21 protein-coding genes and 1 pseudogene are annotated in these 26,867 nt (G+C 68.6%); 5 read left to right on the plus strand and 17 right to left on the minus strand.

Annotation, left to right across the window (positions count from 1 at the left end; all coding sequences use genetic code 11):
- Positions 1 to 32 precede the first annotated feature (32 nt).
- From D6T64_RS23200 to D6T64_RS23640, 3 genes and pseudogenes are all read right to left on the minus strand, one after another.
- Positions 33 to 1,277: a Wadjet anti-phage system protein JetD domain-containing protein gene (locus tag D6T64_RS23200; protein ID WP_233550967.1), complete on the minus strand. Its 1,245-nt coding sequence runs from the start codon at positions 1,275 to 1,277 to the stop codon at positions 33 to 35.
- The gene (locus tag D6T64_RS23205) at positions 1,277 to 1,762 is read right to left on the minus strand and encodes an SbcC/MukB-like Walker B domain-containing protein (RefSeq protein WP_233550969.1); all 486 of its coding nucleotides are present in this window, start codon (positions 1,760 to 1,762) and stop codon (positions 1,277 to 1,279) included. Before D6T64_RS23205 ends, D6T64_RS23200 begins: the two co-directional genes overlap by 1 nt.
- A gap of 94 nt (positions 1,763 to 1,856) precedes the next feature.
- Positions 1,857 to 2,024: pseudogene (locus tag D6T64_RS23640) on the minus strand (hypothetical protein); the annotation flags it as partial.
- A 230-nt stretch (positions 2,025 to 2,254) separates the two neighbouring features.
- Here D6T64_RS23640 and D6T64_RS08975 point away from each other — a divergent pair.
- Positions 2,255 to 4,978: a response regulator gene (locus D6T64_RS08975; protein ID WP_119974380.1), complete on the plus strand. Its 2,724-nt coding sequence runs from the start codon at positions 2,255 to 2,257 to the stop codon at positions 4,976 to 4,978.
- A gap of 22 nt (positions 4,979 to 5,000) precedes the next feature.
- Here the strand turns inward: D6T64_RS08975 and D6T64_RS08980 are convergent, their stop codons facing one another.
- Positions 5,001 to 6,749, minus strand: coding sequence for a glycoside hydrolase family 13 protein (locus tag D6T64_RS08980; RefSeq protein WP_119974381.1), 1,749 nt, complete (start codon positions 6,747 to 6,749; stop codon positions 5,001 to 5,003).
- A gap of 402 nt (positions 6,750 to 7,151) precedes the next feature.
- Here D6T64_RS08980 and D6T64_RS08985 point away from each other — a divergent pair, with 402 nt between their 5' ends.
- Together D6T64_RS08985 and D6T64_RS08990 are read left to right on the plus strand one after the other, a co-directional pair.
- A complete protein-coding gene (locus D6T64_RS08985; protein ID WP_119974382.1) occupies positions 7,152 to 7,811 on the plus strand; it encodes a hypothetical protein in 660 nt (219 codons plus the stop codon).
- Positions 7,812 to 7,824: 13 nt separating this feature from the next.
- Positions 7,825 to 8,154 (plus strand): hypothetical protein, encoded by a 330-nt coding sequence (locus tag D6T64_RS08990; protein ID WP_119974383.1) that lies wholly within the window; start codon positions 7,825 to 7,827, stop codon positions 8,152 to 8,154.
- A 169-nt stretch (positions 8,155 to 8,323) separates the two neighbouring features.
- On the opposite strand, the gene pheT is transcribed toward D6T64_RS08990, so the two are convergent.
- The 7 genes from pheT to D6T64_RS09025 all read right to left on the minus strand — a co-directional run bounded on the left by pheT (position 8,324) and on the right by D6T64_RS09025 (position 16,950).
- Complete coding sequence (pheT, locus tag D6T64_RS08995; protein WP_119974384.1) at positions 8,324 to 10,855, minus strand: phenylalanine--tRNA ligase subunit beta; 2,532 nt, start codon at positions 10,853 to 10,855, stop codon at positions 8,324 to 8,326.
- Positions 10,855 to 11,922 carry a phenylalanine--tRNA ligase subunit alpha gene (pheS, locus tag D6T64_RS09000; protein ID WP_119974385.1) on the minus strand — a complete coding sequence of 356 codons (1,068 nt, stop codon included), beginning with the start codon at positions 11,920 to 11,922 and terminating at the stop codon, positions 10,855 to 10,857. The genes pheT and pheS overlap by 1 nt, the downstream gene beginning before the upstream one ends.
- Before the next feature lie 50 nt (positions 11,923 to 11,972).
- Entirely contained in the window at positions 11,973 to 12,905 is a 933-nt protein-coding gene (locus D6T64_RS09005) for an amino acid ABC transporter permease (protein WP_119974386.1), read from the minus strand.
- The gene (locus tag D6T64_RS09010) at positions 12,902 to 13,549 is read right to left on the minus strand and encodes an amino acid ABC transporter permease (RefSeq protein ID WP_119974387.1); all 648 of its coding nucleotides are present in this window, start codon (positions 13,547 to 13,549) and stop codon (positions 12,902 to 12,904) included. Before D6T64_RS09010 ends, D6T64_RS09005 begins: the two co-directional genes overlap by 4 nt.
- Positions 13,550 to 13,685: 136 nt before the next feature.
- On the minus strand, positions 13,686 to 14,552 hold the full coding sequence (locus D6T64_RS09015) for a glutamate ABC transporter substrate-binding protein (protein WP_119974388.1): 867 nt from the start codon (positions 14,550 to 14,552) through the stop codon (positions 13,686 to 13,688).
- An 82-nt stretch (positions 14,553 to 14,634) separates the two neighbouring features.
- Positions 14,635 to 15,423: an amino acid ABC transporter ATP-binding protein gene (locus D6T64_RS09020; RefSeq protein WP_119974389.1), complete on the minus strand. Its 789-nt coding sequence runs from the start codon at positions 15,421 to 15,423 to the stop codon at positions 14,635 to 14,637.
- Between the two features lie 75 nt (positions 15,424 to 15,498).
- Entirely contained in the window at positions 15,499 to 16,950 is a 1,452-nt protein-coding gene (locus D6T64_RS09025; RefSeq protein ID WP_119974390.1) for an MFS transporter, read from the minus strand.
- A 133-nt stretch (positions 16,951 to 17,083) separates the two neighbouring features.
- On the opposite strand from D6T64_RS09025, the gene D6T64_RS09030 reads away from it, so the two are divergent.
- Complete coding sequence (locus D6T64_RS09030) at positions 17,084 to 18,013, plus strand: helix-turn-helix transcriptional regulator (RefSeq protein WP_119974391.1); 930 nt, start codon at positions 17,084 to 17,086, stop codon at positions 18,011 to 18,013.
- An 88-nt stretch (positions 18,014 to 18,101) separates the two neighbouring features.
- Here D6T64_RS09030 and D6T64_RS09035 read toward each other — a convergent pair whose 3' ends face one another.
- The 4 genes from D6T64_RS09035 to infC all read right to left on the minus strand — a co-directional run bounded on the left by D6T64_RS09035 (position 18,102) and on the right by infC (position 20,227).
- Positions 18,102 to 18,902 (minus strand): TrmH family RNA methyltransferase, encoded by an 801-nt coding sequence (locus D6T64_RS09035; RefSeq protein ID WP_119974392.1) that lies wholly within the window; start codon positions 18,900 to 18,902, stop codon positions 18,102 to 18,104.
- Positions 18,903 to 18,987: 85 nt separating this feature from the next.
- On the minus strand, positions 18,988 to 19,380 hold the full coding sequence (gene rplT / locus D6T64_RS09040; protein ID WP_119974393.1) for a 50S ribosomal protein L20: 393 nt from the start codon (positions 19,378 to 19,380) through the stop codon (positions 18,988 to 18,990).
- Between the two features lie 33 nt (positions 19,381 to 19,413).
- Positions 19,414 to 19,608 carry a 50S ribosomal protein L35 gene (rpmI, locus tag D6T64_RS09045; protein WP_119974394.1) on the minus strand — a complete coding sequence of 65 codons (195 nt, stop codon included), beginning with the start codon at positions 19,606 to 19,608 and terminating at the stop codon, positions 19,414 to 19,416.
- Positions 19,601 to 20,227: a translation initiation factor IF-3 gene (gene infC / locus D6T64_RS09050; protein ID WP_119974395.1), complete on the minus strand. Its 627-nt coding sequence runs from the start codon at positions 20,225 to 20,227 to the stop codon at positions 19,601 to 19,603. The genes rpmI and infC overlap by 8 nt, the downstream gene beginning before the upstream one ends.
- Before the next feature lie 309 nt (positions 20,228 to 20,536).
- Between infC and D6T64_RS09055 the strand changes: the two genes are divergently transcribed.
- Entirely contained in the window at positions 20,537 to 20,929 is a 393-nt protein-coding gene (locus D6T64_RS09055) for a DUF1844 domain-containing protein (RefSeq protein WP_119974396.1), read from the plus strand.
- A 110-nt stretch (positions 20,930 to 21,039) separates the two neighbouring features.
- Here the strand turns inward: D6T64_RS09055 and D6T64_RS09060 are convergent, their stop codons facing one another.
- A complete protein-coding gene (locus D6T64_RS09060; protein WP_119974397.1) occupies positions 21,040 to 21,828 on the minus strand; it encodes a DNA-formamidopyrimidine glycosylase family protein in 789 nt (262 codons plus the stop codon).
- A 36-nt stretch (positions 21,829 to 21,864) separates the two neighbouring features.
- Entirely contained in the window at positions 21,865 to 26,859 is a 4,995-nt protein-coding gene (locus tag D6T64_RS09065) for an Lhr family ATP-dependent helicase (RefSeq protein WP_377010534.1), read from the minus strand.
- Positions 26,860 to 26,867: the final 8 nt, after the last annotated feature.

The following is a 26,867-nucleotide window of genomic DNA, read 5'->3' on the forward strand; positions in this document are numbered from 1 at the left end:
CAATATTTCGTTTTGTTACGGATGGTCCAAGCCTACGCTCGGCCCGCCGGGTGCCGTGACATCGGCTCGGGCGTGTGTGTCGACACTGTCAGCGCCTTGAGAGCCACCGGCCACGGAATCCGCTCCTGCTCCAGCCGCACGTTTCCCTCCGAGCGGATGCGCCGAAGCGCCGCCGCCTCATCGGCCGTCAACGTCGGATGATTGCCACCCGCCGGGGTCGGCTCGGGCACCCACAGGTCGCGGTAGGCGAGGAGCGTCGCTTCGTCCCTGAGCACGCTCGTCACGTCGGCGCAGCTGGAGCGCAGCGCGTGCAGAATCGCGAAGCCGTCGCTGTCGAGGTCGCCCCAGTAGCGGATGCGCCCGGTCGCCACCCACGGAATCAGGCGCAGCCGCCCCACGGCGTACCCGCCGCCGTGCAGCACGACCGCGCCCGGCAGCTCGGGCATCGCCAGAACGGTCTCGAGGTTTTCGAACACGAACACCGTGGTCGGGGCGATCGGCAGCGCCGCGAGTTCTTCGATCGGCGCGGTCACGTCGACAAGCCCGCCGGGTCGCAGCAGCGGATCGAGAAACCGCACCCGCACGAGTACCGGAGACCCGAGCAGCCCGAGCGAGGCCCGCCCGCTGACGGCGGCGTGCAGGCCCTCCACGAGCGCCCGATTGCGGCCGAGCCACTTGGTGTCGATCCCGCGAATGGGCAGCTGCCGAATCCGCCAGCCGGAGTACGGGTGCGCGGCCAGCCAGGGGACCACCTGCAGCAGGGTCGTGAAATCGACGTCGGTCAGCAGGCGAATGGCGCGGCCGTGCGTGCGGATCGCGGCGGGGAGAGCATCCGTCGCCAGCGTCAGCCCGTCACGCTCCGCGGGCGCGACGGGCGAATCTGTGAATGTCGAGCGCAGCAGGCCGGCCCGGTCCCGCAGCAGCCGCCAGTCCCTCATCGTCGCCGCGCCGGCGAAGGCGGCGATCGCATCGGCCCCGGTGAGCACGCAGCGCACCGGAACGCGCTGGGCACCAACGCTCGGCCACTGCCGGTCCTGCCAGTCGACGCGCATTTCGGCCGCGGCCGCGCCGTCGGCGAGCGCCCGCCACGACTGCACCCACCCGATCACGCCGGGCAGGTCCTGCAGCACCGACTTCTCGGTCGGCGGGTGCAGCACGATCTCGAGTACGGCGGCCGCTCCCCCGGTCGCTGCCCAGGCGCGTTGGTCCTGCTCGACCCGTTTGCGGGCGCGCTCGCGGGCCGCGGCGACGGTGACCAGGGTGCGTGGCGCGGGCATCAGGCGCCCGCAGCGGGTGGCGAGGCCCCCTCGGCATCGGCCCGGAAGGTGACGCTCGCCGTGCGCGAGTCCCTGCGCGTCGCGTTGGTGATCGAGGTGATGCCGCCGACGTACGGTTCGATGGTCTGCAGCAGCCTTTCGGGCGTCGCCAGGATCATGTGGAACCCGAACTCGACGAAGACGTCCATCGCCATCCGCGTGTAGCGACTGTCGGCCTTGTCGAAGGCCTCGTCGAGGATGATGGTCGCGTAGGTGGGCAGGTCGTCTTCGTCGCTCGCGAGCTGGTAGCGCAGCGCGGCCGCAAGGCAGAAGATCACGAGTTTCTGGCGTTGCCCGCCCGACAGCCCGGCGCTGGAATCGTGCACGTTGACCGTGCGGCCGGCGAGGTCGACCTCGTGCGCCATGAACGTGACGTGCTCGCGGGTGTCGAGGCAGCGGCCACGCCAGGCCCGGTCGGCGATCTCGCTCGAACCCAGTGGTGACATGAACCGGTTGAGAACGGCGAAACGCCGTTCCGCCGCTGATGCGTTCGTAGAGGTCGTCGGTGGGCAGCCGACGGTCGTCCCCACCGAGATGTTCGCTGAGCAGCGCGGCGATGACCGGTGCGTTGCCGGCCCGCAAAAGCCGCCACGTGGCATCCGTCTCGAGCAGCCGGGCGAGGGCGTGGGTCTGGCTCAGTGCACTCACGGGTTCCTCCAAGTCGCCTGTCGGTGCGGTGAAATAGCGTCTGAAAACATCATGCAGCACCCCACCGACACTCCAACATCCGCGGGTGCGTCAGCCCGCACATGTCACCGGAATTCAGGCTATCGAAGTCGCCCTCCCGGTGGCACAATTCGACGTGACGGGGGGTTCCTCGCGAAAACCTCGTCGTCTGGGCCCGCTTACCCCTGGGCAGGGCCTGCGCAGGTGAATCTCTACCCGACACGACGGTTCCCGACGGAGGCCGCGATGATTCATACCCCGGTGAGCGCGCGATGACCGCACTGCAGGACGACGACCCGCACAAATCCGCCGACTCCCTGATGCGCGCCGAGGCCCTGCAACAGGCTGTGCTGCACAGCGGCAGCTTTTCCGTGATCGCGACCGACGTCAACGGAATCATCCAGATCTTCAACGTCGGCGCGCAGCGCCGTCTGGGCTACCGCGAGGCCGACGTGGTCAACAAGGTCACCCCCGCGGTCTTCGCCGATCAGGCCGAGCTGATGGAGCGTGCGAGAGAGCTGAGCGCCGAGTTCCACACCGCTATCGCGCCGGGCTTCGAGGTGCTCTCCTACCAGGCCGCCCACGGCGGCGAGCAGGTGCACCGCATCACCGGTGTCCGCAAAGACGGCGTGCATTTTCCGGCGATCGTGTCAGTCACCGCCCTGCACGACGCCGAGCAGCAGATCATCGGCTACCTGCTGATCGGAACGGATGACGCCGCCCGGCACGACGCGGACAACCGTTCCCAGCTCGATGAACAACGACGTGACCAGCAGTTCTATACTCGCTCGGTGATCGAATCCAGCGTCGACGCCCTGATCACGATGACGCCGGCCGGCATCATCACCGACGTGAACCAACACACGATCACCCTGCTCGGACGCACCCGCGACGAACTCATCGGGCTGCCGTTCCGCCTGTGTTTTCTCGACCCCGCGACCGCCGACCGACTGGTTCACCGGGTCCTCGCCGAGGACCGCGTGACCGATGCCGAGCTCACGGTGGCGGCCAGCAACGGCACCCAGTTTCGCGCCGCCTGCAACGCGGTCGTGTACCGGGATCGCGATCGGGTCGTGCGCGGCGTCTTCGCGTCCGTGCGCGATGTGACGGCGCTCCGCCCGGGGCAGACCCCCGACCCGCATGCCGCAGAATCCACCGGGAGCCCCGAGGCCTCGACCAGCCTGCCGCACGTCGCGCGCGAGCTGGGCCCGCCGCTGACATCGATTCTCGAGTTCTCCGAAGTGCTGAAAGACGGCATCCTCGGTGAGCTTTCGGACCAACAGCGGGCCACCGCCGACGCCATCTTCACGAGCGGCCAGCACCTCGTGAACATGCTCAACGACCTGATCAACCTCGCCCACCTACAGACCGGCACGGTGCCATTGGCCGTGGTCGACGTTCACGTCGAAAGCCTGCTGTACATGAGCCTGGTGCGGCTGCGCGAGCAGGCCGCCGATCCCACCGTGGGGTTCGACGTGTCCGTCTCCGACGAGGCCTACACGTTTCCCCTGGATGTGCAGGTCACCATGCAGATTCTGCTGAATGTGCTGGCGAACGCGGTGCGGGCGAGCGCCTCGGGATCGCGGGTCTCCCTCAGCGCCACCCTGGTTCCCCGCGCCGCGGTGGGCACGATCACGGGACCGTGGCCGGTGCACGCGCTGCCCCTGGTGTCCCCGAGCACCGACGATTTCCTTCAGATCTCGGTTCAGGACGCCGGCACCGGCATTCCGCCGCAGCAATTACCGAATCTCTTTGAACCGTTCCCCGTCGTGACGGGCGAGCCGGGCCGCGCCGCGCCGCGCCAGCCCGAGCGGGACGGCATGGAGCCAACACGCTTCGAACCGAAGCGCTGGCAACCCAACCGCTTCGAGAACTCCGGCCTCGGGCTGGCCGTCGTGAAGGATCTGACCGTGTACTACGGCGGCACGGTTGCCGTCGCGAGCAGCCTCGGCGAGGGCACTCGGTTTGTCGTCTGGCTGCGCCGCCGCCCGGTGCAGAAAGCCGCCGCCGACACGACCTCCGGCGACACGACCTCCGGCGAGGCGACGGATGCCGCACCCGCGGCAACCTCTTCGGCCAGCCTGCCGAGTGATCATCTGACCGCACCGACGGCGATCCCCTCCCCCGCCGCCGTTCCCACTCCCGCCTCGGTGAGCTTCAGCCCCCCGTCCCCGCCCGTTCTCGTGCCCGCGCCGGAGCCTGCCGACAGCGCCTTCACGGAGGACTCCCTCACTCGGCATCTGCCCCAGCATTCCCGCATCGCCCTCGTGATCGAGAGCGATGCCCCGACGACCGAATGGCTGCGCCTGCTCCTCGCCGCCGAAGGATTCACCGTGGTGCACGCGGCCGACGGCGACCGCGGCCTCGAACTCGCCACCCGCCTGCCGGTCAGCCTGATCACCCTCGACGTGCTGCTGCCCGGCATCGACGGCTGGGGCCTGCTGGCCCGGCTGCGCACCTGGCCGGAGCTCAATCGGATTCCCGTCGTCGTCATCGCGGGGCTGGTCGACATGAGCTTTGCCCTCTCGCAGGGCGCGACCGCAGTGCTCGAGAAGCCCATTACCCGGGCCGATCTGCGCCAGTCGCTCAACCTGCTCGGGCTGCGCACCGCCCACGCCCGCGCCACGAACATCCTGGTGCTCGACGACCGCGAGACCACGGCGAAGCTGGTCGCCGCCCACCTGAAACCGCCGCACTTCCAGGTGGCTTATCTGGGGTCGGGCGCTGGCGCCCAGGCCGTCGCCCAGAAGCTCCAGCCCGACCTCATCATCCTCAATCTGCTGATGGACAACCAGACCGGTTTTGCGGTTGTGCGTGCCCTGCAGGGCGACCCCGTCACCGAACGCATCCCGCTGCTCGTGATGAGTGCGGCGCCCCTGACGCGCGACGAGCGCGACGCGTTGCAGGATCATCCCGCCCAGCCGGTGCGACTGATCATGACCCCCGACTTCGACCCCGTCGAGTTCATCACCGAGGTCAAGAACGCGATCAGCTGAGCCCGAGCTCGCGGCTCAACGCTCAGCGACACCACACCGTCTCGTTCGGATAGACCACGGTCACGGGCTCACCGGGCAGGTGCGCGCTCGCGAGCAACAGCTCCCGGCCGGGAAGCGCGACCGCATGCTCGCCACAATTGGTGAGGCTCTGCCATCCGCCGGGCCGGCGAAAATGCACACAGTCGGCGGTGTCCACCCACTCGAGCGACTCCGGTCCCTGCAGTTCGCGGCGCAGGCGTAACGCCCGCCGGTAGAGCTCGAGGGTGCTGCCGGGCACTCCCGCCTGAGCGGATGCCGCAAGTTCGGCGAACGACGCCGGCTGCGGCAGCCACGGGGCGCTGCCGCCGAAACCGAGGCCGGGGCCCGACGCCGTCCACGGCAGCGGCACCCGGGCGCCGTCGCGACCCTTGAGCGCGTGACCGGTACGCTCCCAGATCGGGTCGGCGAGGGTCTCCCGCGGCAGGTCCGCGACTTCGGGCAGGCCGAGTTCCTCACCCTGGAAGAGGTAGGCCGATCCGGGCAGCGCGAGCATCATGAGTGTCGCGGCGCGAGCGCGGGCCAGCCCCAACGCCTGGTCGAGCGGCGGCTCGGTGCCGTCGCCGAGCAGCCAGGCGTCGAGCGGCGTTCCCGCCGGCAACCCGAAGCGCGTCGCGTGGCGCACAATGTCGTGGTTGCTGAGCACCCAGGTCGTCGTCGCTTCGCCGCGCGAGGCATCCGCCAGCCCGGTCGTGATCACGCGGCGAAACGCGGCGGAGTCCCACTCCGTGGTGGCGAGATCGAAGCTGAAGGCCTGGCCGAGGCTGGTTGCGCGGGCGTAGCGCGGCAGGCGCTCAGCGGGCGCCCAGGCCTCGGCGACGGCCATCAGCGGTGGCGTGAAAGTATTGAAGACCGCACGCCATTCGGCGTAGATGTTCTCGAGTTCGTCTCGGTCGTAGAGCGGATCGCTGCCGTCACTCGGCAGCACGTTGTCGAGGTTCGGCTGGCTGCGCAGCGGCTCGGTGAGGTCTTTCGCGAGGCCGTGGGCGACGTCCACCCGGAAACCGTCGACGCCGAGCTCGCCCCAGAAGCGGATGGTGTGCAGAAAGTCAGCGCGCACGTCCCGGTTCTCCCAGTTCAGGTCGGGCTGCTCCGCGGCGAACAGGTGCAGGTACCAGTCACCGTCGGGCAGGAGGGTCCAGGCGCTGCCGCCGAAGTGGCTCATCCAGTCCGAGGGCGGAGCCTCTTCGTTGGGCCCGGTGCCGCGGCGAAAAATGTACCGGTCGCGGGCGGCCGAACCGGGGGCGGCGGCGAGGGCCTGACGAAACCACGGGTGCTGGTCGGAGGTGTGGTTGGGCACGAGGTCGACGATGAGGTGCAGGCCGCGGGCGTGGGCGCCAGCGACCAGGTCGCGCAGGTCGTCAAGAGTGCCGAGCCGGGGGTCCACGTCGCGGTAGTCGCTCACGTCGTAGCCGCCGTCCGCGAGCGGCGAGGGATAGAAGGGGCTCAGCCAGAGCGCGTCGACGCCGAGGTCCTTGAGGTAGTCCAGCCGGCTGGTCACCCCGCGGATGTCGCCGATCCCGTCCCCGTCGGAGTCCGCGAAGCTACGCGGGTACACCTGGTACACCGCGGCCTGCCGCCACCAGTCCGGGTCGGTCAGCCGTGCTGACGCCGCCCCCGCGCGCTCTGGCCTCGACGACGGATGCCGCACGTCGCGGGTCTCGGTCGGCTGCGCGCCGCGCGCGCCAGGCTGCGCAGGGGGTCGTGGTGTGCTGGGCGTCTGCGCGTGGCTCATCGTTGTGCCCCTAGGTCGAATCTCTACCGGAAACATACCGCCCGCCTGCGCGAGCGTCCACCATCCGCTTACGGGGGTCGACGCACCGCATGCCTGCGCTCGCGGCACTCGTTCGGCCACCCGGCACTCGATGTGCCACGTGCCCGCTGGCACAACGAGTGCCGCGACACCCCAATCCCCGCGGGCCTCCGCCGCCGCCGTGGTCAAATCAGCGTCGCGGCACTCGTTGTGCGACCCGGCACTCGATCTAACACGTGCCCGCTGGCACAACGAGTGCCGCGACACCCCAAGCCCGATCGCCTCCGCCAAACCGGTTCCTCCCCAGCGGATGCCTGACGGACCTTATTCACAAATGCCCCGTCGCCGACGATGTGAGTCGGCGACTCGCGTCAGAGTGGTCCCATGGCTGAGCTCCTCGACTTCTGCGCTGTGTCCGGCACCGGGCTCATCCCTGGCTCAGCCCTGCGCGCCTCCGGGATGACGACATACACGGTTCGCCAGCTGCTGGTGCGCGGGGAGCTCGCCCAGGTGCGGCGCGGATGGTACGTTCTCGGACACCAGTGGCGGGACGCTCGGCCCGAAGAGCGCTACCGATATCTCGTGCGGGCGACCGCCGCGCAGTCCAGGGCCGAACTCGTGCTCTCGCACCATTCGGCCGCGGTCATGCACGGGCTGCCCCTGATCGGCCCGTGGCCCGCGACCGCGCATGCGCTCTTCCCCGACGCTGCCGGCGGCAGCAGCCACCGTCTTCTCACGTCGCATCGCACTCTTGCCGATCCGCAGCCGATCGTTATCGACGGTGTGACCGTCACCAGCTTGACGCGCACCGTCGTCGATATGGCCGCCGGATCGACGTTCCTGGTCGGCGTGACCATGGTCGACCACGTGCTCCATCAAGAGGAGGTACGCCTCCAACGCGAACAGCGCACCGGCCTTCGCGGAGCCGTCCCGATCACCAAGGAATCACTCCTCGCGGAACTGCTCTTGGTACATCCCCGGATCGGCCGGCGCCGGCGAGCGGGCCATCGCCTTCGCGAACGGGCTCTCAGCCAACCCGGGTGAATCGCTGAGCAGGGTGCGCTTTGAGGAACTGGGCTTCGAGATGCCCGAGCTGCAGGTGCGGTTCGTCGTGCAGGGGCGCACCTATTTTGTCTACTACTTCTGGCACGGCGTGCGCAAGATCGGTGAGTTCGACGGGGAGATCAAGTACACCCGGGCAGAGGTCATGGCCGGTCGGGACGTGGTTGGCGTGGTGCTGGACGAAAAGAATCGCGAGAATATCCTGCGCCCCGAGGTCAAGAGTTTCACGCGCTGGGGGTGGGACCTCGCCTACAACTCCCGCGCCTTCGGCCAGTTCCTGATCGAGCAGGGCGTACCGCGCGCCGGTCGTCGTCGCGCCGGGTAGGAACGCGACCGATGCGCCGGGTCGACCCCGAGGCATCCGTCGCAGCTGCAGCGCAGCGCGACGAAACGATGTGGCCGTCGCGGCACTCGTTTGGCCAGCCGGCACCTGCTAGTACAAGTGCCCGCTTGCACAACGAGTGCCGCGAGGGCGACGGGTGCCGCGCGACCCGCTACTCGCGCAGGGTCGCCCCGAACGCGAGCCCCGCCGCGGCGACGCCGGCCAGGCGGGCGTCGCTCGCCTCGGCGGCCGTCAGCGTGCGGTCCGTCGCGCGGAACCGCAGCGCGAAGGTCAGCGACTTCTGCCCCGGCAGCACGCCGGCGCCACGGTAGTCGTCGACGAGTTCGATGCTCTCGAGCAGCGCTCCGGCACCCTCGACGACGGATGCCGACAGCTCGGCCGCCGACACCTCGGCGGCGACCACGAGCGACAGGTCCTGCGTTGCCGCGGGCATGGTGCCGATCGGGTGCACGGTCAGCTCACGTTCGGCGTGGTCGAGCACGACGCTCAGGTCGATCTCCGCGACGGCGACGACGGCCGGCAGGTCGAACGACTTGGCGATGGTGGGGAGCAGTTCGCCGGCGAACCCGACCGACGTGGCGCCGGCATCCGTCGTGACGAACAGTTCGGCCGTGCGCCCCGGGTGCATCGCCTGATGCAGGCCCTGACACACCTCGATGCGCACCCCGGTCGCGAGGGCGACCTGCTGCACGGCGGCGAGGGCATCCTGCCAGGTGGCAGCCAGGGCCGGCTGGCTGGGCTGGTGCCGCACGGTGTTGCCCACGATGACGACGCCGACGCGGTACGGCTGCGGCGGGATGCCGTCGTTCAGCGCGGCAACGGTTTCAGCGCTCGGCCGTACTCCCCCGGCCGGCAGCTCCGCGGTGCCGTACGCGCGGCCGGCTTCGGGCCGGAACACGAGGCCCTGCTCGTAGATGGCGAGGTCGATGATGCCGCGCGAGCGGTTGCGGTGCGCGATCTGCAGCAATCCCGGCAGCATCGAGGTGCGCAGGAACGGCGCCTCACCGTCCATCGGGTTCTTGAGGCGAATCTCGGCCGTCGGCCCGGAAGCCGCGCCGAAGACAGCATTCTCGCCCTTGCCCAGGAACGGGTAGGTCAGCACCTCGGTGTGGCCGGTGGCCGCGAGGGTCTGCGCGACAACCCGGCGCAGGCGCTGCGCGGTCGTCAGTCCGCGGCCGGGCGGGGCGATCGGCAGCACCGAGGGAATCCGGTCGTAGCCCACGATGCGGGCGACCTCCTCGGCGAGGGTCCACTTGTCGGTCAGGTCGGGCCGCCAGGTCGGCGGGGTCGCGACCAGGTCGCCATCCGCTTCGATGAGCAGGGCGCCGATCTCAGTCAAAGCGTGGCGCACCTCCTCCGCGGTGTACTCCAGGCCGATCAGGCCCGACACGAACCCGAAGGGCAGCACGATCGGCGTCGGCGAGGGTGCGTTGTGGTGCACCGAACCGAGGTCGTCGGGCGTTCCGCCGGCGAGCTGAACGAGCAGTTCCACCACGCGGGCGGCAGCCGCGGCGGCCACGGCCGGGTCGACGCCGCGCTCGAAGCGGCGGCTGGCCTCGCTCGGCAACTTGTGCCGGCGGGCGCTGCGGGCGATCGACACGGAGTCGAAGTTCGCCGCCTCGATGAGCACGTTGGTGCTGGTGCTGTCGATCTCGGTCGACGCCCCGCCCATCACGCCGGCCAGGCCGATCGGCCCGGATTCGTCGGTGATCAGCAGGTCTTCACCGTTCAGGGTGCGGGTGACGTCGTCGAGGGTGACGATCTTCTCGCCCGGCTGCGCCCGGCGCACGCGGATGCCGCCGCTCAGCTTGTCGAGGTCGTAGGCGTGAACGGGCTGGCCGAGTTCGACCATCACGTAGTTCGTCACGTCGACGGTCAGCGAGATCGAGCGGATGCCGGCCAGCCCCAGGCGGGCGACCATCCAGGCCGGGGTCGGCCGGGTCGGGTCGATGCCGCGCACCGCGCGGGTCACGAACACGCTCACGCCGAGGCGATCGCGCACGGGAGCCTGATCGTCGATGACCACCGGGAACTCGACCTGCGGCGCGACCGGGGTCACCCGGTGGGCGGGGTCACGGAAGGCTGCGCCGGTGGAGTGCGAGTATTCGCGGGCGACGCCGCGAATCGAGAACGCGTAGCCGCGATCGGGGGTGACGTTGATCTCCACGGCGGAGTCGTCGAGGCCGAGCAGTGCGATCGCGTCGGTGCCGACGGGCGCGTCGAGGCCGAGGTCGGCCAGGCGCAGAATTCCGTCGTGCTCGTCGCCGAGGCCGAGCTCACGCGCGGAGGCGATCATGCCGTCGGACACGTGGCCGTAGGTCTTGCGCGGCGCGATCGGGAACGGGCCGGGCAGCACCGCGCCGGGCAGGGTCACGACGACCTTGTCCCCGACGAGAAAGTTGTGCGCTCCGCACACGATGCCGTGCACGGCGGGGCCGCCGTCGGCGGCGAGCTCGTCGCCGGGCGCGACGCGCACCTGGCACCAGTTGATGGTCTTGCCGTTGGTCTGCGCTTCGCCGACGAACTCGAGCACCTCACCGACCACGATGGGTCCGGAGAGCTCGAAACGGTGGATGTCTTCCTCTTCGAGGCCGACCTTCACGAGGGCGGCGTGCACGTCTTCGGGCGTGGTGCCGGGGGCCAGGTCGACGTACTCGCCCAGCCAGCTCAGTGGTACCCGCATCAGACGTTCATCCCGAACTGCTGGCTGAACCGAACGTCGCCTTCGACCATGTCGTGCATATCCTTTACATCATTGCGGAACATCAGGGCGCGATCGGCGCCAACACCAAACGCGAACCCGGAGTAGACCTCGGGGTCGATCCCGGCCGAACGCAGCACGTTGGGGTGCACCATGCCGCAGCCGCCCCACTCGATCCAACGTGCGCCGTCCTTGAACGTCGGGTGCCAGACGTCGAGCTCGGCGCTCGGCTCGGTGAACGGAAAGTAATTCGGGCGCAGGCGCACCTTCGCTTCGGGGCCGAACAGGGCCTGCACGAAGTGGTCGAGGGTGCCGCGCAGGTGCGCCATGGTGAGGCCCTTGTCGATGGCGATGCCCTCGATCTGATGGAACACCGGGGTGTGCGTGGCGTCGAGCTCGTCGGTACGGTAGACCCGGCCCGGGCCCACGACGTAGACGGGCAGCTCTCGAGAGAGCAACGCGCGCAGCTGCACGGGTGAGGTCTGCGTGCGGAGGACCAGGTGGGCATCCGTCGGCTCGACGAAGAAGGTGTCCTGCATCGCGCGCGCCGGGTGGTCTTCGTCGAAGTTGAGGCCGTCGAAGTTGAACCATTCGCTCTCGAGCTCGGGCCCTTCGGCGACCTCCCAGCCCATCGCGACGAAGACGTCGGCAGCGCGTTCCATCAGCACGGAGATCGGATGCCGCGCTCCGGGCGTCCAGGTTGACGCCGCCGCGGTCACGTCTACGGCTTCGGCGGCGAGCTGGGCGGATGCCTCGGCCTCGCCGATCTCGGCCTCCCGCGCGGTCAGCGCCTGGGTGACGCGGCCGCGGGCCTGGCCGACGAGCTTGCCGGCGGCGGCCTTCTGGTCGTTCGGAACGCTGCGCATCAGGGCGTTGAGCTTGGACAGCGGGGAGGACTCCCCCGCGTGCTCGCTGCGCACAGCTTTGAGGGCGACGCTGGTCTCGGCGGCAGAAATGGCGGTGAGGGCCGCGGTGACCGCAGCGCTCACCGCCGCTTCAGAGATTGCCGGTTCAGAAGATTCGGTGGGGTTTTCAGTGGGAGCAGACACAAGGCCCAAGTTTAGCGGGCTCAGCGCCGGCCGTTCGTGAGCCGGCCGGGCTAGTGAGCCCCGCCGCCGGCGGTCGCCTGTGCTCCGAGCGCATTCGAGTAGACGAGGTTCGGGTCGCCCGGCGTGGTCGGCCCGTTGCGGGTCTCGTCCGTGATGACCCCGCCGCTCTTCGGGCCGGTACGCTTGGCGATCCTGCGGGCCAGCCAGGACAGGGACAGGTTCATTGCCAGGTAGATCGCCAGCACGACGAAGAAGAACGAGAACTGGTACTGGTTGCCGAAGAACTGGGACAGGTTGTAGTTACCGCTGCGCAGCAGTTCGTTGTAGCCAACCACGAACGCGAGCGAGGTGTCCTTGAGCAGCACGACGAGCTGGGCGATGATGATCGGCAACATCTGGCGGAACGCCTGGGGAAACTCGATGCGGAAGCGGGTGGCGATCGGGGTGAGGCCGATGGCCAGTCCAGCTTCCCGCTGTCCGCTCGGCAACGCCTTGATGCCGGCGCGAAGTGCCTCACCGATAATGGCGCCGTTGTAGACGGCTAGGGCGGTGACGCCGGCCCAGAACGATCCGGTGGAGAACACGAGCAGGATGAAGAGCATCATCAGCAGAACGGGCATGCCGCGGAAGAATTCCAGCACCACTGTGGTGGGGATGCGGATCCAGGCGTTGTCCGAGGCCCGGCCGAACGAGAAGAGCACGCCGATGATCAGGGCGAAGACCGCGGCGACGGCGGCCATCCGCAGCGTGTTCAGCGCGCCCATGCCCAGGGTGCGCCAGACCTGCACGTCGTTGAAGACGTCCCACCGGGACGCATCCCAGAGGCCGGGTTGCACGGCACCGTTAGCGCTGGCCTTGGGCAGGCCGAGTACGACGATGAGGGCGAGGAGACCGCCGACGATGAGGACAATGCCGAGGATCGAAATCACGCGGGACCGGGCACGGGCTTTGGGGCCGGGAACGTCATAGAGTACGGAGGTCATCGGAGTACCGCCACCTTCTTTTCGATCCGGCCGGCGATCAGGCCGAGCGGGATGGTGATGATGAGGTAGAAGGCGGCAACTCCGAGCAGGATGGCCACGACCGCGTCACCGCGCTCGTTGGTCACCTGGCGGGCGGCCCCGAAGAGTTCGAAGACGAAGAACGCTCCGGCGACCGAGGTGTTCTTGGCCAGGGCGATGAAGACGTTGATCAGCGGCGGGATGACCATGCGAATGGCCTGCGGCATGACGATGAACGACAGGGTCTGGCCGAAGCTGAGCCCGATGCTGCGGGCCGCTTCGGCCTGGCCGACGTGCACGCCGTTGACACCGGAGCGCAGCGCCTCGGCGACGAACGGTGAGGTGTACACCGTGAGGCCGATCGCGGCGAGCTGGAAGTAACCGGGCGTGAACTGCAGGTAGGGCAGCAGGTAGGCGCAGAAGAACAGCACGAGCGTGAGTGGGGTGTTGCGCACGATTTCGGTGTAGACCGTGGCGAAGGCTCTGAACGAGCCGACGGGCGAGATGCGCATCGCCGCCACGATGATGCCGAGGATGAAAGCGCCGATTCCGGCGAGGGCGAGGAGGCCCAGGGTGTTCCGGAAGCCTTCCAGGAACGTTGGCAGGTTGTCGATGACTGCGTCCACAACTCACCTCCTCTTCTTAGGTCTGTAGATCTGAACTGCGGGGCTTGGCCCGCGGGAATACTCACCGGGATGGCCCGTCCGATATCGAACGGGCCATCCCGGCTCAGTGTACGAGCGACACTGCGGGTGCTGTCGACTAGTAGCGGTCGACGGCCGGCGGCTCGGGGGTGTCGAGAACCGTGCCGGCGGTGGACTCCCAGGCGTCAACCCAGGTTCCGTCGTCGTAGGCCTCTTCGAGAACGTCGTTGATGAAGTTGCGGAACTCGGTGTCCTCGAGCGCCAGACCGATGCCGTAGGGCTCTTCGGTGAAGGGGTTGTTCACAACTTCGAACTCACCCTCATTCTGGTCGGCGAGGCCGGCCAGGATCACGTTGTCGGTCGTGACCGCGACGACTTCACCGCTGCGCAGCGGGCCGAGGCAGTTGGAGTAGGTGTCCGTGGCGATGACGTTCGTCGTATACGCCTGGATGTTCTTCTCCGACGTCGAACCGCTCACCGTGCAGACGGGCTGGTCGGTGAGGTCCTCGGGACCGGTGATGTCGGTGTTGCCGGCGAGAACGAGCAGGTCCTGCCCGGCGGAGTAGTACGGTCCGGCGAAGGACACGACCTCCTTGCGGGTGTCGTTGATCGTGTAGGTGGCGACGACGAGGTCGACCTGGCCGTTCTGGATGAACGGCTCGCGGTTGGCCGAAACGGTCTCGGTCCAGGTGATTCCCGACGCCGGAATACCGAGCTTGGCGGCGATGAGCTTGCCCATTTCAACGTCGAACCCGACCGGGTCGCCGTCGGGGCCGCGTAGGCCGAACAGCGGCTGGTCGAACTTCGTGCCGATGGTGATTTCGCCTGCTTCGGCGAGGGCGGCCATCGTGGTGCCTTCCGCGAACTCGGGTGCGTCGGCTACCTCAGCCGAGCCGTTGGATGCGCCGGAGTCGGTGCAGCCGCTGAGCACGAGTGCGCTCGCGAGGGCAAGGGCCGAGATTGCGAGGCCTTTTTTGAGTCTCATGTGTCTGCTCCTGATTGCTGTGAGGTGCTATGGACGTTCTTGCTCACCGAACAGTGACCAAGAAATCTGTGGGAACGCAGGTTTAGTGCGCCAGAATCTTGGAGAGGAAATCTTTCGCTCTCGTGCTCTGGGGGTTCGTGAAGAACTCCTCGGGGGTCGTCTCCTCGACGATTTCACCCTCGGCCATGAAGATCACGCGATCCGCGGCCTTGCGGGCGAAGCCCATCTCGTGGGTGACGACGATCATGGTCATGCCGTCGTTGGCGAGGTCGACCATGACCTCGAGAACCTCGTTGATCATTTCCGGGTCGAGTGCGCTGGTGGGCTCGTCGAGCAGAATTAGCTTCGGCTCCATCGCGAGGGCACGGGCGATGGCAACGCGCTGCTGCTGGCCACCGGAGAGCTGAGCCGGCATCTTCTTGGCCTGGTTGGCTACCCCGACGCGTTCGAGCAAGGCCATGGCCTTCTTCTCCGCATCGGCCTTGGACAGGCCGCGCACTTTGATGGGGCCGAGCGTCACGTTCTCGAGCACGGTCTTGTGCGCGAACAGGTTGAAGGCCTGGAACACCATGCCCACGTCGGCGCGCAGGGTGGCGAGGGCGCGGCCCTCGGCCGGCAGCTTCACACCGTCGATGGTGATCACGCCGTCGTCGATGGTTTCGAGGCGGTTGATGGCCCGGCAGAGGGTGGACTTGCCCGACCCGCTCGGTCCGATGACCACGACGACCTCGCCACGGTTGACCGTGGCGTTGATGCCCTTGAGAACGTGCAGTTCTCCGTAGTGCTTGTTGATGTCTTTCACGACCACCAGCGGTTCGCCACGACGGACCGTGATATTCGAGGTGGCCGGCGTCGGGTCTATTGGCTCCATCCCCCCAACTTAGGCGCAATTGAAACGGATGGTGCACCAACTCCCCGACGGTAACCCATTTGTAACAGAGGAGGGTCAGTCCATGAGACGGCTCGGAGCTTTCAGAAACAACCCGACCGCCAGGGCCGCGACCAGGCACAGGGCCGTGTTGACACCAATGGCGGCGAGCACCCCGATGAGCATCGTCTCGCCGGTCTCGGAACCGAGCGCGTGCACCCGGGCGGCCACGATCGCACTCATGATCGGGATGCCGAGGGTGATTCCGACCTGCTGGCTCATGGTGGCGAGCCCGGTGGCCAGGCCTTGCTCAGCATCCGTCAGCCCGGCTGTCGCCGTGACCATGAACCCGACGATCACGATCAGGTTGGCCACCCCACCCACGAAGGTGGCGACCAGCAGCAGCGCGAGCGAACTGCCGGTCGTCCCGAGAAACAGTAACGAGCCGGTGGCGGCGGCCTGCACCAGGAATCCCCCGACGATCGCCGTTTTCGTACCCCACCGACCAATCAGGAGTGGGCCGACCATGCCGCCGAGCACGGTCCCGATGCCGAGCACGGCGAACGAGAGTCCCGCCATCAGGGGCGAGTACCCCAGTGTCTTCTGCAGGTACAGGGTGAGCAGGAACACCAGCGAGGTCTCGGTGACGAACGCGAGCATGCCCGCGATATTGCCCCACGCGATCGTGCTGCGTCGCAACACGGCAATCGGCACCAGCGGATGCTGCGCCCGGCGTTCCAGCTGCCCGAACACCACCAGCAGCGCCGCTCCCCCGACAAGTGACCCGACGGTGAGCGGGGTCGTCCACGAGGTCTGCGCGGCCGACGACAGGCCGTAGACAATAAAGAGGAGCGCCGCCGTCACGGTGATCGCTCCCGGAACGTCCATCCGCGATCGGTGCGCCGGGCGGGATTCCGCCACGACCAGGGGTGCCAACACCACCACCGCGAGCGCGACCGGCACATTGAGGAAGAACGCCCACCGCCACGAGAGCAGGTCGGTCAGCACACCGCCCAGGATCGCGCCCGTCGTGAAGCCCGCCGCCATCAGTGCCCCGTTCAGGCCGAGCGCTTTCTCCCGCAGCCGCCCCTCGGCGAACGATGTGGTGAGCAGGGACAGCGCCGCCGGCACCACGGCCGCCGTCGCCATCCCCTGCAGCACTCGCGCGATCAGCAGCACCGCGGGCGTGGTCGCGAATCCGCCCAGGAGCGATCCGATGCCGAGCACGGCCATCCCGAGCACGAAAAGTCTCCGTCGGCCGAGCACATCGCCGATCCGGCCGAAGAGCAGCGTGAAGCCCGCCGCGCAGAGCGCGAACGACGTCACGACCCATTGCAGGGTGTCGAGGCCGAAACCGATCTCGTCGCCGATGGCCGGAAGGGCTACATTGAGGATGGAGAAGTCGACGGCGAGGGTGAAACTGGCCGTCAGCAGCAGCACCAGAACCAGGCGCTGCCGTGCCGACATGCGGGTCGCGGGTGGTGCCAAGCGCGGGCCGGGTGACAGAGCTGCAGGGGTCGATGGGGTCATGAGGATGCCTTCCGGTTTCGCTGAGTGTTGTTGCACCCAGCCTCCGCACTCCGCTGGCACGCAACCACACCGTGCCGTGCCTACCCTCGCCAGGGGTAGGCAGTTGACGCGTCACAGGGGCAGACTGAAGACCATGACCGGTCCCACGAACGCATCCAGCACATCGCCGGCCAGCACCACGCAGGCCCGGACCGCCCAGGCCAGCACCGCGCAGGCCGGCAGCACGGCGCTTGGCGATTTTCTGCGCATCCGTCGCTCGGGCCTGCAACCCGAAGACGTCGGGCTGCCGACCTACGGAGTGCGGCGCGTTCCCGGCCTGCGCCGGGAGGAGCTCGCCCTGCTCGCCGGCGTGAGCATGACCTACTACACCCGGCTGGAGCAGGGCCTCAGCAACAACGCCTCCCCCGCCGTGCTCGAGGCCATCACCCGCGCGCTACGGCTCAACGAGGCCGAGCGCGCACATCTGATGGACCTTGCCGCTCCGGCACCGACGCGGCGACGGCGCAACGCCAAACCAGACCGGGTCCGCCCCGGCACGCTGCGACTGATCGACTCGCTCGCGGGCACGCCCGCGGTCGTGCTCGGCCGCCGCAGCGAGGTCCTGGCCTGGAACGTGCTCGGCCACGCCCTGGTCGCCTCGCACGTGGACTTCGAGAGCCCGGATCGACCGGCCGAGCGCCCCAACCTGACCCGGATGCTCTTTCTCGACGCCCACACGCGCGATCTGTACGCTCGTTGGGGCGAGGAGGCGGCGCGGGCGGTCGCATCACTGCGACTGTTGGCCGGGCGCTTCGACGACGACCAGCACCTCCATGCGCTGATCGGAGAGCTGACGCTGAACAGCGCGGAATTTGCACGCCTGTGGGCGAAGCATCCGGTGGATATCTGCCGGTCGGGCCTGAAATACTTTGACCATCCGACGGTCGGATCCCTGGAGCTGCACTTCGAAGTGCTCACACCGCCCGACGACTCGGGGCACCGCATCCTGATGTACACCGCCGAACCCGACTCGCCGAGTGCGGCCGCGCTGCAGCTGCTGCAGTCGGCGCCGCACTGGTCGTGACCGGCTCGCCGTGGCTTCGCCCGGCATGCGGAATGCCCACCCGGAGCAAGGCTCCGGGCGGGCATTCGTGTTGTTCTGACGAGCAAGGCTAGCTGCGCTGCGCGAACGCACTTTCGTACAGGCAGACGGATGCCGCGGTGGCCAGGTTCATGGATTCCGCGTGCCCGTAGATCGGCACCTTCACCGAGCGGTCGACGCCCTTGAGGTTCTCGTCGGTCAGTCCGCGGGCTTCGTTTCCGAACAGCCACGCCGTCGGGGCGAGCAGCAGGCCGCTGGTGCGGGCCTCGAGCAGGTCGTCACCCTTGACGTCGGCGGCGAGCAGCTGCAGGCCGGCGGCCTTCGCGCGGCTGAGCACGTCGTCGAGGTCGGCCGCGATCGCGACGGGCAGGTGAAAGATCGAGCCGGTCGAGGAGCGGATGACCTTGGGGTTGTACAGGTCGACGCTGCGTCCGGTGAGGATGACGGCGTCGGCGCCGGCGGCATCCGCTGCCCGGATGATCGTGCCCGCGTTGCCCGGGTCGCGCACCTCTTCGAGGATCGCAACGAGCTTCGGGCCGGCGGCGAAGATCTTTTTCACGCTCGTGGGGAACTGGTGGCAGACGGCGACGAATCCCTGCGGGGTGACCGTGTCGGCCATCGCGTCGAGCACCTCTTCGGTGACGAATTCGATCTCGATGCCGGCTTCTTCAGCCGTGGCGGCGATCTCGGTGTAGCGGTCGAGGGCTGTGGGGGTGGCGTACAGCTCCAGGACGAGTTCGGGACGAAAGGCGAGGGCCTCGGAGACGGCCTGCGGGCCTTCGAGAAGGAACAGTCCCATCTCGAGACGCGCATCGCGTTTCGCAAGTTTTGCGACGGCGCGAACGCGCGGGGAACGTGGATTATCAAGCATAAGTCCAGCTTAACGTACAGAACTTAAGTACAGAAAAGGAGCGGGCTTATGCAGCCCGCTCCTGTTCTGGATGAATCTGGTGTGACTACGCTGCAGCGACAACCTTCGGAGCCGACGTGTCGGCGGGAAGGGAAGCCTTGGCCGCCTCGACGAGGGCCGAGAACGTCGCGGCGTCGTTGACCGCGAGGTCAGCGAGGATACGACGGTCAACCTCGATGCCGGCCAGGCCGAGGCCCTGGATCAGGCGGTTGTAGGTCAGGCCGTTCGCGCGGGACGCAGCGTTGATCCGCTGGATCCACAGGCGACGGAAGTCACCCTTGCGTGCGCGGCGGTCACGGTAGCTGTAGGTGAAGGAGTGAGTGAGCTGCTCCTTCGCCTTGGTGACCAGGCGTGAACGCTGTCCGCGGTAACCCTTGGCGCGTTCGAGAATTACGCGACGACTCTTGTGGGCGTTTACAGCCCTCTTTACTCTTGCCATTTTTCTTCAGAATCCTTAAGTGTGTGCGAGCCGTTACAGGCCGAGAAGCTTCTTGACGGTCTTGGTGTCGGCCTTCGAAAGGACCTGGTCCTGGTTCAAGCGGGACTTGCGCTGCGTGCTCTTGACCTCGAGGTTGTGTCGAAGCCCGGCCTGCTGCTTCATGATTTTGCCGCTGCCGGTGACCTTGAAACGCTTCTTGGTCCCGGAGTGGGTCTTCATCTTAGGCATCTTTATCCTCCAGTTTTGCTGCCTTATCGGCAACCTTGTCTGCCTTGTCGGCAACCTTTTCTGCCTTGTCAGCAGCCTTATGTGCATTGATCTCGGCTTTGGCCTCTGACTTGTTCTTCAGAGGACCAATCACCATGACCATGTTTCGTCCGTCGATTGTCGGAGTCGATTCCACGGAACCGAACTCGCTGACATCCTCGGCAAATTTCTGGAGCAGGCGCACGCCCTGGTCGGGGCGAGACTGCTCACGACCACGGAACAAGATCATTGCCTTGACCTTGTCACCGCTCTTCAAGAAGCCTTCGGCGCGTTTGCGCTTGGTCTCGTAGTCGTGGGTATCGATCTTGAGGCGGAAGCGAACCTCTTTGAGGATCGTGTTCGCCTGGTTGCGCCGGGCCTCTTTGGCCTTCTGCGCAGCCTCGTACTTGAACTTGCCGTAGTCCATGATCTTGGCCACGGGCGGCTTGGCTTCGGGGGCGACTTCGACGAGGTCGAGGTCGGCGTCCTGAGCCAGTCGCAGGGCAACATCAATCGCCACGACCCCGACCTGCTCGCCGTTGGGACCAACGAGACGAACTTCGGGGACGCGGATACGGTCATTTGTACGGGGATCGCTGATGCGTCTCTCCTCTTCCTATGCTTCATGGCCACACTCAGGCGACGGATGCCACCTGGGGACGAAGAGAGGAAAATCACGCACATTCACACAAACGCAATTGTTTATGTTTCACATACGGCACCCTAGCTGCCTGGCTTCGGTGAAGCCCGGCGGAGTGCGAACTACCCGGTAACCTTTATGAAGCGGTCAAGCGCGGGTGGGAGATTCTCCACTTTCGTACGAGACTTTCATCTCGGACCCGGACGAGTCTAACAGAGGAATGCAGTGACGAATAGCACGGGCACGAACACAGACCAGGATCGCGCCACTATGGCCGCCGCCGAGACCGTTGCGGCCGCTGCCGCCTATGACGCTTCCGAGGCCGAGCAGGCGTCGCGCACGTCGCAGGCCACCCGCGACATCGCTGATGTCTCCGCGGTCGAGATCATCACGACCGCCGCCGTGCACCTGATGAGCGCTGCCGCCGTCAAGTGCGGCCTGGCCGACGACCCCGCCGCCCAGATCGACCTCGACGAGGCGCGCAAACTGATCACCGGCCTCGCCGGCCTGGTCACGGCATCCGCCCCCGACATCTCCGACATGCACGCCCGCAGCCTGCGCGACGGCCTGCGTTCGCTGCAGCTCGCCTTTCGTGAGGCGTCGAGCATCCAGGATCCGATCGGCGAGGGCCCCGGAGAGAAGTACACCGGCCCCGTCAACTAGCGAAGCCAGCGTTGCACGAAAAGCGGATCGAGCGACGCAAACGCGTCGTTTGATCCGCTTTTCGGCCACTTCGTGTCGCTTGATCCGCTTTTCGTCACAGCCGACCGGACCTACGTCTGGCAGCGCGGGCACCAGAAGCTGTTGCGCTGCTCGAGGTCGTTGCGACCGATCGTGCCCCGCCTGATCGGCGTGCCGCAGCGTCGACACGGCTGGCCCGCCCGGCCGTAGACCCAGAGTTGCTGGCCGCGGCGGGTGTTTCCGGTGGTGGTGCGTTCGAGCCGGTCGACGTTGGTGAGTAGGAGGCGACGGGCGAGCCCGACGACGGCGGGGACATCCGCTACCTCGACCATCGGCCGGGTCGGCAGCAGCCCGCGCAGAAAGCAGAGTTCGTTGACGTAGACGTTGCCGAGGCCGGCGAGGTTGCTCTGCCGGGCCAGGGCCACGGCGACCGCAGAGTCACGATCGGCCGTGAGACGGACGACGGCGTCAACGGCATCAGCGGATGTCCACTCCGGTCCGAGCAGGTCGGGTCCGAGATGCCCGACCGCGGTTTCTTCCGCGCTCGTGGGCAGGATCTCCAGGATTCCCAGCTCGAAGCCGACGGCGACCCAGTCGGCCGTCTCGAGCACGATGCGGGCTTGGAATGCTGGGCGCTGCCAGCGGGAGCCGTGCCGGTAGCGGTGCCAGCTGCCCTCCATCTTGAGGTGCGAGTGGATCGTGCTCTCCCCCGCGCGCAGCAACAGGTGCTTGCCGCGGCTGACCACGCCGTGCACGGTCTGGCCGGTGAGGTCGACCGTCGCGAAGGCCGGAACCCGCACGTCGCAGCGGGTCAGCACGGCCCCGGCGAGGGCCTGGTTCAGAGCGCGGGCCTCGCGAAAGACGGTGTCGCCCTCAGGCACGCGGCACCTCGGTCGTCCCGATCTCAGACCGGCGACTCATGCCCGCAGTCCCTTGGGGGTTTCGGTGAAGCCGGCAGCCTGCAGGGCCGTTCCGAACGGGGTGCCGATCACAAAGAGTCCGTTGACCGTTTCGACGGCGAGCTTGGCCACCCGGCGATCCCGCACGAGGCCGAACACAGCTTCGGCGGCGGATGCGAGGGCGGGCGTGGGCTCCGCGACGCGGCGCGACCCGGCCCGCGACTGCGCTCCCGCGCCCGAGGAAGCGGTCATGGCATGCGCAGCCTCTTCGGGGCTCTCCCCGCCCCAGGCCAGCACGGTCTTGCCGCCGCGTTCCACGTAGAGCACGAGGGCGCCATCGACGAGCACGACCATCGCGCCGGCCTTGCGCCCCGGGCGGTGCGTCACCGCGTCCGGCAGCGCGGGCCACGGCAGCACCGACCCGTAGGCGTTGGCGGGGTCGGTGGCGGCGAGGGTCACGACCTGCGGGGGCGGGGCATCCGCTGCCCGGCCAGAACCGGCGGCGGAATCGTCGCCCGAGCCGATGCTCGCGTCGACGAGGCCGCGCAGCCGGTCGATGGTGCCGCCGGTGGCGAACTGGGCGGCGCCGAGGCCCTCCACGAAATAGCCGCGCCGGCAGCGGCCCATCTCTTCGAAGCCGCTGAGGGTGCGATAGACGAGGGCGAAGCCGCCCACGACGTTTTCGGCCATCACCGGGCCGCGGGTGACGACCCCGTACCGTTCGAGCAGGGTTTCGCCGAGCGCGTGCGCGCGGCGGGTCGGGGAATCGTCGGCGACCGGCACGATCGACCAGCGGCCGGCCACGGTCGGCGGGCCTCCGCGGCTGGGCAGGCTCGGCCGGGGCAGCGAGCGGCCGGCGTGCAGGCGGGCCCGCGGAGCGGACCGGGCGTTCTTGTGGGCGGTGTGCCCACCGGCCAGCAGCGCGCGAACGGGGCCGAAGGTGTCGTTGTTGACCAGGCCCGCCCAGACCAGGTCCCAGAGGGCGGTGACCAGTTCGGTGTCGTCCTGGCTGCCGACGGCGTTCGCGAGCTGGCGAAAGAAATAGCCACCGCCATCGGCGAGGGTGCTGAGGATCTCCCGCTGCAGCGCGGTGGTTTCGGCGTCGAGTGGCGGCGGCAGGGTGAGCTGGGCGGTCTCGGCCAGGTGCAGGCTGATCCAGCCGTCGTTGCCGGCAAGGGTGCCGGCGCCAGCCCAGAGCACCTCCCCCGCGTTGCTGAGCTCGTCGAGCATTGCCGGCCGGTAATCGGCGACGCGGGCCGGCAGAATGAGCGATTCCCACGCCGAGGCCGGAATGCGTGCGCCTTCGAGTTGTTCGATGACGGATGCGACGCCGTCGACTCCGCGCAGCCGCCCACCCACGTGCTGCCAGGTCGGCAGAAACCGGGCCAGGGTCTGCTGGTCGACCGGTTCCACCTCATGGCGCAGCGCGGCGAGCGACCGGCGGCGGAGGCGCCGCAGCACCTCGGCGTCGCACCACTCGCTGCCGGAGCCCACGGGACGAAACTCGCCCTCCACGACCCGGCGCGCATCGGCGAGGCGCCGTAGAATGCCGAGCACCACGGAGACCCCAAGCCCGAACCGTTCGGCGACCGCCTGCGTCGTGAAGGGACCGTGGGTGCGGGCATACCGGCTGACGAGGTCGCCGAGCGGGTCGGCGACCTGCTCGGTGAACGCCGCCGGGGTTCCGATCTGCACGGGCACGCCGAGCGCGTCGCGCAGCCGGTTGGCGTCTTCGACGCCGGCCCACCAGTCCCGGCCGGCGAAGCTCACCCGCAGGGCGCGGCGGGTGGCGACGAGCGCGTCGAGGTCGGCGAGCACTTCGGCGGGGTCGACCGGGGCATAGGCCTGGCCGGACAGCCCGGTGAGCACCTCGTCGCTATCGGGTGCTGGCCCCGTGCCGGGCGCCGGGCTGGCCGGCGCGGCGAGCTTGGCTCCGCGCAGCCGCGCGGTGACCTCCTCGGTGGTGAGCGGGCCGAGGCCGCGCAGCAGGTCGACGATGCCTTCGAGCCCGTGTGCGCGGCGGTCGGCAGCTGTGCGTTGCAACTCCCGGTCGGTCAGGTCGATGACGCCGGGGTCGAGCAGCTCGCGCAGTTCGACCCGGCCGAGCAGTTCGGCGAGCAGGCTCGAGTCGATCGCCAGGGCGGTCGCCCGGCGTTCGGCCAGCGGCGTGTCACCCTCGTACATGAACGCGGCCACGTAGCCGAAGAGCAGGGTGCTCGCGAAGGGGCTGGCGACATCCGTCGTCACGTCGACGAGCCGCACGGCTCGCGCGCCGATCTGCCGGGCGAGAGCGGTCAGGGCGGGCAGGTCGTAGACGTCCTGCAGGCACTCGCGCAGCGTCTCGAGGATGATCGGGAAGGTCGGAAACTCGCGGGCGACGTCGAGCAGTTGCGCGGCCTTCTGGCGTTGCTGCCAGAGCGGCGAGCGGGCGCCGGGGTTGTAGCGCGGCAGCAGCAGGGCGCGGGCGGCGCACTCCCGAAAACGGGAGGCGAACAGGGCGGAGCCGCCGACCTCGTCGGTGACGATCGCCTCGAGGTCGTCGGCGTCGAAGATGAACAACTCGCTGCCGGGCGGGTCGGTCTCGGTGTCGGGGATGCGCACGACGATGCCATCGTCGCTCGCCACGCAGGCACCGTCGATGCCGTAGCGCTCCCGCACCCGGGCGCCGACCGCGAGCGCCCAGGGCGCGTGCACCTGTGCGCCGAACGGGGAGTGCAGGACCACGCGCCAGTCCCCCAGTTCGTCACGGAAGCGTTCCACGACCAGCGTGCGATCGGTCGGCAGGTGCTGGGTGGCCTCGCGCTGGTCGCTGAGGAACGCGAGCAGGTTGGTGACCGCGCGCGAATCGAGGCCGCCGGCCGAGCAGCGGGCGCGGGCCTTCTCGGGGCTGAGCGCCGCGACCTCGCGCACGAAGGCACCGATCGCTGCCCCCAGTTCGGCGGGCCGGCCGAGGCCGTCCCCCTTCCAGAACGGCAGCCGGCCGGGCTGGCCGAAGGCGGGGGTGACGAGCACCTGGTCGTGGGTGATCTCCTGGATGCGCCAGCTCGTCGTTCCGAGCGCGAAAACATCGCCGACCCGGGACTCGTAGACCATCTCCTCGTCGAGTTCGCCGACCCGGCGGCCGGGTGCACGCCGGGCTGATTTGCCGCTGCCCGGTGTGCCATCGGGCTTGGTGGCCAGCCCGGGGGCATCGCCGCCGACCATGAACACCCCGAACAGGCCGCGGTCGGGGATCGTGCCGCCGCTTGTCACGGCGAGCCGCTGCGCGCCCGGGCGGCCGGTGAGGGTGCCGGCGTCGCGGTCCCAGACGATACGCGGGCGCAGCTCGGCGAACTGGTCGCTCGGATACCGGCCGGCCAGCAGGTCGAGCGTCGCCTCATACGCCGATCGTGGCAGGGTGTGGAACGGGGCGCTGCGGCGCAGGGTCTGGAACCAGACCTCCACGTCGATCGGTTCCAGGGCGACGGCCGCGACGGTCTGCTGGGCGAGGATGTCGAGTGGGTTCGCCGGCACCCGCAGGGCTTCGATCTGGCCGGTGACCATGCGTTCTGATGCGACGGCGGCGTGGATCAGGTCGGCGCGGTGCTTGGGAAAGATGACCCCGCGGCTGATCTCCCCGACCTGGTGCCCGGCGCGGCCAATGCGCTGCAGGCCGCTCGCGACCGAGGGCGGTGATTCGACCTGAACGACGAGGTCGACGGCGCCCATGTCGATGCCGAGTTCGAGGCTCGACGTGGCGACGACGCACCGCAGTCGGCCCGATTTCAGGTCGTCTTCGATGAACGCCCGCTGTTCCTTGCTGACCGAGCCGTGGTGGGCGCGGGCGAGTAACGGTGCGGCACCGGATGCCTGTCCGCTGGCTCCCATCAGTTCGGCCGGCGGCCGGTCCAAGGCCGACACTTCTGCCCTGTCGCCGTCGGCGAGGCGTTCCGCGTAGATCTCGTTGAACCGGGCGGTGAGGCGTTCGGTGAGGCGGCGGGAGTTCGCGAACACGATCGAGGAGGTGTGCGCGAGCACCTCGTCGACGATGGCCTCCTCGACGTGCGGCCAGATTGATCCGGTCTGCGGAGCCGCGGCGCTCAGCGATGCGCTGTTCGTGGAGCCTTCGCGCTGGCTCCCGAAGCCGTCGGCACCGAGATCGCCGTCGGCGTCGTAGGTGGCGGACCCGCCGCGCGGGGCGACCGGGCCGAGCTGGTTCATGTCGTCGACGGGGACGACGACGCGCAGGTCGAACCGTTTCTGCGCGGCCGGGGCGACGACCACGACCGGCGCGCTGCCGCCGAGGAACCGGGCGACCTCGGTCGTCGGCCGCACGGTCGCCGACAGGCCGATGCGTTGCGCCGGGGTCGCCAGCAAGGCATCGAGGCGTTCGAGGGAGACGGCGAGGTGGGCACCGCGTTTGCTGGCCGCGACGGCATGCACCTCGTCGATGATCACGGTGTGCACGCCATGCAGCGACTCCCGGGCGGCGCTGGTCAGCAGCAGAAACAGCGACTCGGGCGTCGTGATGAGAATGTCGGGCGGTGACTTCACCAGCATCCGTCGTTCGGCCGCCGGGGTGTCGCCGCTGCGCACGCCGACAGTGACCTGCACGGGGGCGGCTCCCAGCCGTTCGGCGGCTCGGGTCACGCCGACGAGCGGAGCGCGCAGGTTGCGTTCCACGTCGACGCCGAGCGCCTTGAGCGGGGAGATGTAGAGCACGCTCGTGCTCGGGGCCGCCGGCACGACGGTCGGGCCGGCCGCGGCCGCGGCGGCGTGTGCGGTTCCGAGCCGGTCGATCGCCCACAGGAAGGCAGCCAGGGTCTTGCCGGATCCGGTCGGTGCGACGACGAGCGCGTGCGAACCCTGCGAGATGGCATTCCAGGCGCCGAGCTGCGCCGCGGTCGGCGAGTCGAACGAGTCGGTGAACCAGCCCCGGGTCGCGGGCGAGAACCGATCCAGCACGGCCTGCACGGCAGCAGGGTCGGCCGGGTCGATGTCTGCCTGCTCGCCTCCGAGCGCTCTGGTTTTCATGCCGCCAA

It is taken from the genome of Cryobacterium melibiosiphilum, assembly GCF_003602235.1.
In the GTDB taxonomy this organism is placed as follows: domain Bacteria; phylum Actinomycetota; class Actinomycetes; order Actinomycetales; family Microbacteriaceae; genus Cryobacterium; species Cryobacterium melibiosiphilum.

What these genes read in the sequence shown, in the direction of transcription:
- D6T64_RS23200 (WP_233550967.1), bottom strand. Translation starts at nt 1,277, where the DNA reads ATGCCCGCGCCACGCACCCTGGTCACCGTCGCCGCGGCCCGCGAGCGC.
- D6T64_RS23205 (WP_233550969.1), bottom strand. Translation starts at nt 1,762, where the DNA reads ATGTCACCACTGGGTTCGAGCGAGATCGCCGACCGGGCCTGGCGTGGC.
- D6T64_RS08975 (WP_119974380.1), top strand. Translation starts at nt 2,255, where the DNA reads ATGACCGCACTGCAGGACGACGACCCGCACAAATCCGCCGACTCCCTG.
- D6T64_RS08980 (WP_119974381.1), bottom strand. Translation starts at nt 6,749, where the DNA reads ATGAGCCACGCGCAGACGCCCAGCACACCACGACCCCCTGCGCAGCCT.
- D6T64_RS08985 (WP_119974382.1), top strand. Translation starts at nt 7,152, where the DNA reads ATGGCTGAGCTCCTCGACTTCTGCGCTGTGTCCGGCACCGGGCTCATC.
- pheT (WP_119974384.1), bottom strand. Translation starts at nt 10,855, where the DNA reads ATGCGGGTACCACTGAGCTGGCTGGGCGAGTACGTCGACCTGGCCCCC.
- D6T64_RS09005 (WP_119974386.1), bottom strand. Translation starts at nt 12,905, where the DNA reads ATGACCTCCGTACTCTATGACGTTCCCGGCCCCAAAGCCCGTGCCCGG.
- D6T64_RS09015 (WP_119974388.1), bottom strand. Translation starts at nt 14,552, where the DNA reads ATGAGACTCAAAAAAGGCCTCGCAATCTCGGCCCTTGCCCTCGCGAGC.
- D6T64_RS09020 (WP_119974389.1), bottom strand. Translation starts at nt 15,423, where the DNA reads ATGGAGCCAATAGACCCGACGCCGGCCACCTCGAATATCACGGTCCGT.
- D6T64_RS09025 (WP_119974390.1), bottom strand. Translation starts at nt 16,950, where the DNA reads ATGACCCCATCGACCCCTGCAGCTCTGTCACCCGGCCCGCGCTTGGCA.
- D6T64_RS09030 (WP_119974391.1), top strand. Translation starts at nt 17,084, where the DNA reads ATGACCGGTCCCACGAACGCATCCAGCACATCGCCGGCCAGCACCACG.
- D6T64_RS09035 (WP_119974392.1), bottom strand. Translation starts at nt 18,902, where the DNA reads ATGCTTGATAATCCACGTTCCCCGCGCGTTCGCGCCGTCGCAAAACTT.
- rplT (WP_119974393.1), bottom strand. Translation starts at nt 19,380, where the DNA reads ATGGCAAGAGTAAAGAGGGCTGTAAACGCCCACAAGAGTCGTCGCGTA.
- rpmI (WP_119974394.1), bottom strand. Translation starts at nt 19,608, where the DNA reads ATGCCTAAGATGAAGACCCACTCCGGGACCAAGAAGCGTTTCAAGGTC.
- D6T64_RS09055 (WP_119974396.1), top strand. Translation starts at nt 20,537, where the DNA reads ATGGCCGCCGCCGAGACCGTTGCGGCCGCTGCCGCCTATGACGCTTCC.
- D6T64_RS09065 (WP_377010534.1), bottom strand. Translation starts at nt 26,859, where the DNA reads ATGAAAACCAGAGCGCTCGGAGGCGAGCAGGCAGACATCGACCCGGCC.